2 protein-coding genes are annotated in these 1,488 nt (G+C 38.6%); both read right to left on the reverse strand.

Annotated features, from left to right (window positions below; genetic code table 11):
• The coding region (locus AC1DUA_RS37250; protein WP_477504512.1) for a GerAB/ArcD/ProY family transporter at positions 1–692 on the reverse strand (692 nt) is incomplete at its 3' end.
• A 35-nt stretch (positions 693–727) separates the two neighbouring features.
• On the reverse strand, positions 728–1,488 hold a 761-nt coding region (locus AC1DUA_RS37255), incomplete at its 5' end, for a spore germination protein (RefSeq protein WP_477504513.1).

A 1,488-nucleotide genomic window follows, 5' to 3' on the forward strand; every position in this document is an offset into this window, starting at 1 on the left:
GCTTCTTTTGCAGGGAAAGGGAATGTAACGACTGTTTCTTGTCCAAAAATGAAGAGTGGAATATACACAACGGCTAGGTAAAAGCAAATCACATAAGCCCATACCCCAGATAGCTGGCTGAACGTCAGATTGGTTTCTGGAGGTACAAATCCTAAAAATAAAGACGAGAATCCCAGAAGATAGAAAAAATTTATATCCGTTAAGAAATTAAGAGATACAGGCCATATCGGTAAAGCGTTCTTAACATCAAAGTTTACAATCGAGGAGATAATAACAAAAATCACTAAAAGATTAACGATGAAGAAAATGAAAACGGAAGAACGTAATATCGTACCTATACCTTTTATAGCTGTATACGTTGAAATGGCTAGGAGAAGCATCAATATTGCCCAGCTAGGTGTCCGAATTAAAAAAATCGATTCAATCCCTTCCGCATGGTGGCGAAGACTCATAGCAATAACCACAGTCAGATTGAGTACGGTGGGGATTAGAAAAATGATGGCCACCCATCTTCCCATTTTCAAATAAATATCAATCATATCTTTTTGGGGGAAATAATTTAACCCTTTCTTGTACATCATCATTAAGAGAAATTGTACCAATCCGTAAGAAAGAACCACGACCCAGTGACCGGTTTTCGTTAGCTTATAGATGAGACTAGGAAACTGCATATAACCGAATCCCATATGCATGATAATAAAAACCAATCCAATCTGTAGCCTTGAAGTCACTTTGTGTCGCCCTTTCCTTCTATGCGAAATGTCACATACGGAATATCGCATGACGTTAAACTCGCCAAATATATGCAGACAAAAGTTAAACCAGCAAATAAACCAAAAATGCCGTAAACAGATGCCAAGATTAAAATGGGGTACTTTAAAGCGCGAATGTACAGGGAATTTTGTACGCCTACAACGGATGAACTTGCAATCAGCATCGCGGTAATCACAATGACTAATAAATTACTGACTAATTTCGCTTCTACCATGGCCTGGCCAAGTATGATTCCTCCAACCATTGTAATCGCAGGTCCTACGCTTTTCGGGAGTCTTATAATCGCTTCAATAATTAAATCAACGATCACAACCATTGTAAGAGTTTCGATGATAGGTGTTAATGGAATACCTTCTCTACTTTCTGAGATAAACAAGGCGAGATCGATTTTTAAGACATCAGGGTTAACTGACGTTAAGGCAACATATAACGCGGGAAGGATAAGTGTAGCCAAGGCCCCGAGGCCCCTTAGCGTTCGAATCATTAGTGACAATCCATAGGGGAAATTACGGTCATTGACAGTACTTAACATATCCAAAAATAGATGAGGAAAAACAAGTGCGAAGGGATAATTGTCTAAAAATAGAACGACTCTGTTCTTTTTTAATGAATCGATGGCTTGATTCGGAATTTCAGTAGAGAACAAGTAACTGACTGGATTGAACTTACGTTGGCCAAAATGCTTATTCAAGTCATCAATCGTTTCAATATCCG

Source organism: Paenibacillus sp. 01T422 (genome assembly GCF_056398785.1).